This window comes from Alloalcanivorax sp. C16-2 (assembly GCF_046507615.1).
GTDB classification, from domain to species: Bacteria; Pseudomonadota; Gammaproteobacteria; order Pseudomonadales; family Alcanivoracaceae; genus Alloalcanivorax; species Alloalcanivorax marinus_A.
Map to the genome: position 1 here is coordinate 104,718 of NZ_JBKFTL010000007.1, position 6,838 is coordinate 111,555.

Consider the following 6,838-nt stretch of genomic DNA (forward strand, 5'->3'; position numbering starts at 1 on the left):
TGGTGGTGTCTTACTCGATGATCTTGGAGACCACGCCGGCGCCGACGGTGCGGCCGCCTTCACGGACCGCGAAGCGCAGGCCTTCTTCCATGGCGATCGGGGCAATCAGCTCAACGTTCATCTGAACGTTGTCGCCCGGCATCACCATTTCAGTGCCTTCCGGCAGGGTGCACGCACCGGTCACGTCCGTGGTACGGAAGTAGAACTGCGGACGGTAGCCGTTGAAGAACGGAGTGTGACGACCACCCTCGTCCTTGCTCAGCACGTACACTTCGCCTTCGAACTTGGTGTGCGGGGTGATGCTGCCCGGCTTCGCCAGTACCTGACCACGCTCCACTTCGTCACGCTTGGTGCCACGCAGCAGCACGCCCACGTTCTCACCCGCGCGGCCTTCGTCCAGCAGCTTGCGGAACATCTCAACGCCGGTACAGGTGGTCTTCATGGTGTCCTTGATGCCCACGATTTCCATCTCGTCACCCACCTTGATGATGCCGCGCTCAACGCGACCGGTCACCACGGTACCACGACCAGAGATGGAGAAAACGTCCTCGATCGGCATCAGGAACGGTTGATCCACCGCCCGTTCCGGCTCGGGGATGTAGTCGTCCAGGCACTCAACCAGCTTCACCACCGCCGGCATGCCGATTTCGCTGGTGTCGCCTTCCAGCGCCTTCAGCGCGGAGCCCTTGATGATCGGGGTGTCGTCGCCCGGGAAATCGTAGTCGCTCAGCAGCTCGCGCACTTCCATCTCAACCAGCTCGAGCAGCTCTTCGTCATCGACCATGTCCGCTTTGTTCAGGAACACGACGATGTAGGGAACGCCCACCTGGCGGGACAGCAGGATGTGCTCGCGGGTCTGCGGCATCGGGCCGTCCGCCGCGCTCACCACCAGGATCGCGCCGTCCATCTGCGCCGCGCCGGTGATCATGTTCTTCACGTAGTCGGCGTGACCGGGGCAGTCAACGTGCGCGTAGTGACGGTTCGGAGAATCGTACTCAACGTGAGAGGTCGCAATGGTGATACCGCGCTCACGCTCTTCCGGCGCATTGTCGATCTGGTCAAACGCGCTCGCGGAGCCAGAACCCCACGTCTCGAAGCACACCCGCGTCAGGGCGGCGGTCAGCGTCGTCTTACCATGGTCAACGTGACCAATGGTGCCTACGTTTACGTGCGGTTTATTGCGTTCAAACTTTTCCTTTGCCACGACTCTCTACCTCTCAACTTGGCTGTGCATTCCCGTCTGAACGGCGTGCGCCTGGAAAACACATTTATAGGACCGCGCCACTCGCGGACCACCCTGGCACCACCAAGACACATGAAGCCGGGCCCGGGAGGTTCCCGGGCCCGGAATCTGGAGCTCATGACCGGATTTGAACCGGTGACCTCACCCTTACCAAGGGTGTGCTCTACCTACTGAGCTACATGAGCGTAACCTTCATACTGCCTTGTCAGGCATCCAAATTGTTGCCGCAGACTGGAGCGGGCAGCGGGAATCGAACCCGCATCATCAGCTTGGAAGGCTGAGGTTCTACCGTTGAACTATGCCCGCGAACCTTCCGTCTGTACTGCCAGCCTGCCGGCGAATCTGGTGGAGGGGGGAGGATTCGAACCTCCGAAGCTTTCGCGTCAGATTTACAGTCTGATCCCTTTGGCCACTCGGGAACCCCTCCTGAAAAGGGCCTACATTCTCTTTACGCCGCCCTGGGTTGTCAACCACATTTTCAGGGATTTTCAAGCTCTTAGGCGCGCGTAAAGTGGAGCTGGCGAGAGGAGTCGAACCCCCGACCGGCTGATTACAAATCAGCTGCTCTACCAACTGAGCTACGCCAGCAGCGTAAGGGCTGCGCATTCTATAGAAACCCCACCGGGGGTGCAATCGTTGCCGGCGATTCAGGCGCCATCAGCGCGTTCCAGCCTGCAGGCGGCTCGATCCCGGCCCACATCCGGGTTGCCGGCCAGGAAATCCTCCAACTCCATGGCTCCGGCGGCGCCCTCCGGCAGGTACAACCAGTACTCAGTGACCGGGCGGGACGTTTCGCGCACGAACGCCGGATAACCGGCGTTGCGCATCTTCACGCGCAGCCCTTCGGCGGAATCGGCGCTGGAAAAATACCCCAGGGAAATGGCATTCGCGTCCGCGCCGGTCTTGACGATGAAGCTGTCCACGCCGCGAGCCTGCAGCTCGCCGAGCACCGCCAGGGCCCGCTCACGGGTTTCATAGGGAGGCAGATAGACCCAGTTGAGATGGTCTTTCCGCACACTGACCGCCTCGATGCGCCCGTGCAGCCCCACCGCCGCCAGCTGAATTCGCGCCCGCTCGGCATCCCCGCGACCGGACCAGGGGCCCACCACCGGGCACAACCCGGGGCCGGCCGCCGACCCGGGACCGGAGCCCAGGCGCTGCTGTGGCGCCTCGGCAAGCAACGTCAACGTCGGCGCGGCGGATGCGTCATCCGGCAACGACCGCGCAACCGGCACCGCCGGCGCATCGGGCTCAACGGCCATCATGACGCCTTGCCAGCCCAGGTACACCAGATTCACCACCACCAGGCTGTAAAAGACCCAACGCACGGACTTTGTCCCCCAAGCCTCATTCTTGTCGTGCCGCCACCCGTTCCAGGCCGTCCAGCACGAGATCGGGCAAGTGCAGGAATTCAAAGGAAAAAGCGGAAGACAATTCGTCCGCGTCCCCACCCGTGACCAGCACTTTGCAAGTATCGGGAAGGCGCTCTCGCAGTTCAACCACCACATCCGTGACGAACGCCACAGACATGCGCAGCAACCCGTTGTGCACGCATTCGCCGGTGGAGCGCCCCAGGCCCAACCGCGGGCGGGCGCGCTCCACATGGACATCGGCGGTGTCACGCAACAGAGCGTTGCGCAGCATACCCAGGCCGGGAACGATATAACCACCAAGAAACTCGCCCTCCCCGTCCACCGCGTCGATTGTGAGGGCACTGCCGCAATCGATGATGATGCCGGCGCCGAAACGCTGCCAGCACTCCACCAGCGCCACCCAGCGGTCCACGCCGAGCCGGCGCGGCTCGGGATAACAACTGCGCACTCCGAAGTCGCGCTCTCGGGAATAGTAGAAACAGGGCGATCTGCCGGTGTGCTCACGCACCAGGGCGGCGATGCGCTCATCGGCCTCCGGCCCCGCCACGGAAGCAATCCAGATGGTGTCCAGGTCGGCACCGGGGGCGAGCGGCTCATCCAGCGCCGTCCACCAGTCCCGACCGTGGGCGCGCCCGCCCTGAATCACCCGGTCACCATCACGATGACGCCATTTCAGGGCGGTGTTGCCCACGTCCACGAACAATTTCATTGCAATCTCAAACTCACTTCACCGCCATGCACGTAACGGCGTTTCCCATCGATCTCGACACACAACGCGCCGTCTTCCGCCACGCCCAGAGCCAGGCCGGCCCGGGCGCCTTCGCTACCGTGCACGGTCACTGGCCGGTCCCGGCACAGATCCAGCGCCTGGAAATCCGCCATGAAGGGCGAGAAACCATCGACGGCGAAACGTTCCAGCATGGCAAGCAATTCCTGCCCCACCGCGACAGCCAGGCGTGTGCGCGGCGGCGGCGTGGCGCAGGCACGGCGAAGATCAATCCAATTCTGATCAATGCCCCCGGCCTGACGGTCGCTCATCGCCACGTTCAAGCCCACGCCCACCACCACCTGGACGCGACCATCCATTTCTCCGGCCAGCTCGATCAGCACACCGCCCAGTTTGGCGTTGCCCACCAGCAGGTCGTTGGGCCATTTCAGCCCCGGCTGCAGGCCCGGCGCTTCACGCTCCAGCGCCCGCGCCACGGCCACGCCGGCGGCCAGGCTCAACCCTCCCAGGGCTGAGTACCCACCGGCCAGTTCATACAGCACGCTAATATACAGATTGGCGCCAAATGGCGACTGCCAGGCGCGCCCGCGCCGGCCACGACCAGCGCTTTGGAATTCCGTCGTCACCACCACCGGCGAGGGAGCGCCCTGACCCGCCAGGGTCAGGGCGTCGCCGTTGGTGGATTCGGTCACGGGCAGGAAGCGCAATGCGGCGCGGCCCCGAAAGGCCGCCTCCAGTGCGTCGGGGTCGAGCAGATCCAGAGGCTGGCTCAAGCGATAGCCCTTGCCCCGCACGGATTCCACCGCCAGGCCCAGTTCCTCGAGCCGGTGAATGCGCTTCCAGATCGCCGCCCGGGAGATGCCCAGCGCCTCGCCCAGTTCAGCCCCGGAGTGGAAACGACCGTCGGCGAGACGGCGGATCAATGCCAGGTCGGCGTTGGCTTCCATTGACGATCAATGCTCCCAGATCACGCCGCGGGATTTGCCCCACTCCGGCAAATCCGCCGCGTAGTACTTTTCGATCTCATTGCGTTTGAGCTTCAGGGTCGGCGTGATCAGACCGTTCTCCACCGTCCACGGGGTCTTGCACACCACCAGGCAATTGAGGCGCTCATGAGGATCCAACTGAGTATTGACCCGCTCCAGAAGCTCCTCCAGCGATTTGCTGAAGTGATCTTTTTCCGCGCCCTTGCCCAGCTTCTCCTGTTCCTCGGGGGTGAGGTTCAGCAGCGCCACCGGCTGCGCCATGTTGGAACCGATCACGCAGGCCAGCTCCACGCCCGGCTGGCTGGCCAGACGGTTCTCGATCGGCGCCGGCGCCACGTACTTGCCTTTCTCCGTCTTGAAGATTTCCTTGATTCGACCGGTAATGCGCAGTCGGCCCCGGTCATCGATCTCGCCGACATCCCCGGTCTTCAACCAGCCGTCCTCGGACAGCACCTCGGCGGTAAGGTCCGGTTGCTTATAATAGCCGCTCATATTACCCACGCTGCGCACCTCAACCTCGCCGGCCTCGCCGATGCGGCATTCCACGCCATCGTTGGGCGTACCCACCCAGCCGATACGCTGGTCGCCCTGCTCGGTGGTGTGAGACCAGCCGAAGTTCTCGGTCATGCCGTAGACTTCCAGGATCTCCAGGTCCAGCTTGTTGAACCAGGTAATGATCTCCGTGGACAGGGGGGCGGCGCCGGACAGCGCCACACGGCACTCGTCCAGCCCCATGGCGCCCAGCACCTTCTTCTTGATTATCCGGTTGAGCAGCGGAATCTTGAGCAGTGTGTTGAGCTTCTGCGGCGGTACCGCTTCGGAGGCCTTTTGGTAGAACTTGGACCAGATACGGGGCACCGCGAAAAACAGGGTTGGCTTGGCGCGCTTGATGTCCTCGCCGAAGGTCTCCAGGGATTCGGCGAAGTACACGGTATTACCGGTATACAGGAGGGCCATCTCCACCGCCGCCCGCTCGGCCACATGGGACAGGGGCAAGTAGGAAATCATGCGGTCCGCCGGTTCCAGGTTGTACACCCGGATCACCTTGTCCCCCACCGAGGAAAGGCTCTGGTATTGGTGCATCACGCCCTTGGGGACACCGGTGGTACCGGACGTGTAGATAATGGTGGCCAGATCCTCCGGGGCCGGGCTGGCGGGCTCCGCCAGGGGCGCCTGCCCGGCGATGATCTCGGCCCACCCCGGCGCCTTGGCGCGCACGTCATCCGGTGCCAGGGAGAAGGCGATCTGCTTGATGTCCGCGGACACACCATCCTTCATGATGTCCCAGTCATCGAGTTTGCCGACAAACAGAATCCGCGATTCGCTGTGCTCGAGGATCAGCTTCACGGAATCCGCCACCAACGTCGGATACAGCGGCACGCTCACGCCACCGGCGATCCAGATCGCCAGATCGGCGATGATCCACTCGGCGCAGTTCTTGGACACAAGAGCGACGCGATCACCGGCCTTCACCCCTTCCGCCTGCAGGTAGGCCGCCATGCGATAGGCCTCGTCGGCCACCTCCTCCCAGGTGTAACGGCGTACTTTCTCGCCGCCCAGGGGTTGCACCATCGCCACCTGGTCGCCCTGCAGGCGACGACGATCGTCCAGTGCCTGGATCGGGGTTTTCATGGCTCCATTCTTATCATTCGTCATAGTGATCACCTTTACCCAAACCAAAAAGGGAGATCGGACCGGCACACCGGCCCGTGAAGTTTATCGATTTAAAATATCCGGCGCTCTTGGATGGCAACGGAAAATCGGTCCCATCAGGATCGCCACGCCCAGCCCCCAGGCGCCATTGAGCAAGAAGCCGCCCACCCAGGTGCCGATGCTTACCGGTAGCGCCTTCAACGGGAACACCAGCAACATGGCCACCACGGTGGGCGCGATGGCGCCGAACAAAAGGGAAACCAGCCAGAACAGCCGCGCCGGCTTATACCGGATCAGCCACCACAACGGCAGCCCCCAGATGCCGCCCCAGAATGCCAGCGACAGCACCGCCGGCACGCCGAGGGGCTCGGTGGCGGCCAGATTATACGCCGGCGCCGGCACCACGCCGACGGCATGCAGCAGTGCCAGCAGGCCTTGATGAAAGATCAATGTCGACAGGACACCTGCGACAAATGCCTTGACCCACTGCATAGGGGCTCCGTTCGGGACATGACCTTCTGAGCATAGAGATACATGGGCACGGGATAAAGGGCGGGGTTGGATTTGTGGGGTGGTTGGGTGGGATGAAGGGTTTCTGGGATGGGGTGTTGGAATAGATGGGTTTCTGGGATTGGGTTGTGTTGGGGGGGTGTGAGAGAGGCTGCTGGGATTGGGTATTGGGTGGGGAGGTGTTGGTGGCGGCGTTTAAAGGAAGCGGGTAGGCGCGACCGGGCGGCGCTCCGCTTTAGTCGCGATGGGGGTGGCACGGCGCGGGGGGGGTTAACCGGGGAGTTGAACGATGCTCTGGGGTGCTGATGACCTACTTAGGTGGCGAGCGGTGCTCGCCATCGCTGCG

6 protein-coding genes and 4 tRNA genes are annotated in these 6,838 nt (G+C 63.1%); all 10 read right to left on the reverse strand.

Going from position 1 to position 6,838, the window contains the following annotated elements; translation table 11 throughout:
- Positions 1 to 10: 10 nt before the first annotated feature.
- The 10 genes from tuf to ACLD02_RS19050 all read right to left on the reverse strand — a co-directional run bounded on the left by tuf (position 11) and on the right by ACLD02_RS19050 (position 6,432).
- On the reverse strand, positions 11 to 1,204 hold the full coding sequence (gene tuf, locus ACLD02_RS19005) for an elongation factor Tu (protein ID WP_203101440.1): 1,194 nt from the start codon (positions 1,202 to 1,204) through the stop codon (positions 11 to 13).
- Positions 1,205 to 1,352: 148 nt separating this feature from the next.
- A tRNA-Thr gene (locus ACLD02_RS19010) sits at positions 1,353 to 1,428 on the reverse strand.
- 47 nt (positions 1,429 to 1,475) lie between these two features.
- Positions 1,476 to 1,549: transfer RNA gene (locus tag ACLD02_RS19015), tRNA-Gly, on the reverse strand.
- Between the two features lie 37 nt (positions 1,550 to 1,586).
- Positions 1,587 to 1,670: transfer RNA gene (locus ACLD02_RS19020), tRNA-Tyr, on the reverse strand.
- Positions 1,671 to 1,755: 85 nt separating this feature from the next.
- Positions 1,756 to 1,831 (reverse strand) — tRNA-Thr (locus ACLD02_RS19025).
- Positions 1,832 to 1,890: 59 nt separating this feature from the next.
- Positions 1,891 to 2,571 carry an SPOR domain-containing protein gene (locus tag ACLD02_RS19030; RefSeq protein WP_410299405.1) on the reverse strand — a complete coding sequence of 227 codons (681 nt, stop codon included), beginning with the start codon at positions 2,569 to 2,571 and terminating at the stop codon, positions 1,891 to 1,893.
- A 19-nt stretch (positions 2,572 to 2,590) separates the two neighbouring features.
- A complete protein-coding gene (locus ACLD02_RS19035; protein ID WP_410299406.1) occupies positions 2,591 to 3,325 on the reverse strand; it encodes a type III pantothenate kinase in 735 nt (244 codons plus the stop codon).
- Positions 3,322 to 4,290 (reverse strand): biotin--[acetyl-CoA-carboxylase] ligase, encoded by a 969-nt coding sequence (locus tag ACLD02_RS19040; protein WP_410299407.1) that lies wholly within the window; start codon positions 4,288 to 4,290, stop codon positions 3,322 to 3,324. The genes ACLD02_RS19035 and ACLD02_RS19040 overlap by 4 nt, the downstream gene beginning before the upstream one ends.
- A 6-nt stretch (positions 4,291 to 4,296) precedes the next feature.
- Positions 4,297 to 5,985, reverse strand: a complete 1,689-nt coding sequence (locus tag ACLD02_RS19045; RefSeq protein ID WP_203101436.1) for an AMP-binding protein — start codon at positions 5,983 to 5,985, stop codon at positions 4,297 to 4,299.
- 60 nt (positions 5,986 to 6,045) lie between these two features.
- A complete protein-coding gene (locus ACLD02_RS19050) occupies positions 6,046 to 6,432 on the reverse strand; it encodes a hypothetical protein (protein WP_238400859.1) in 387 nt (128 codons plus the stop codon).
- Between the last annotated feature and the right edge of the window lie 406 nt (positions 6,433 to 6,838).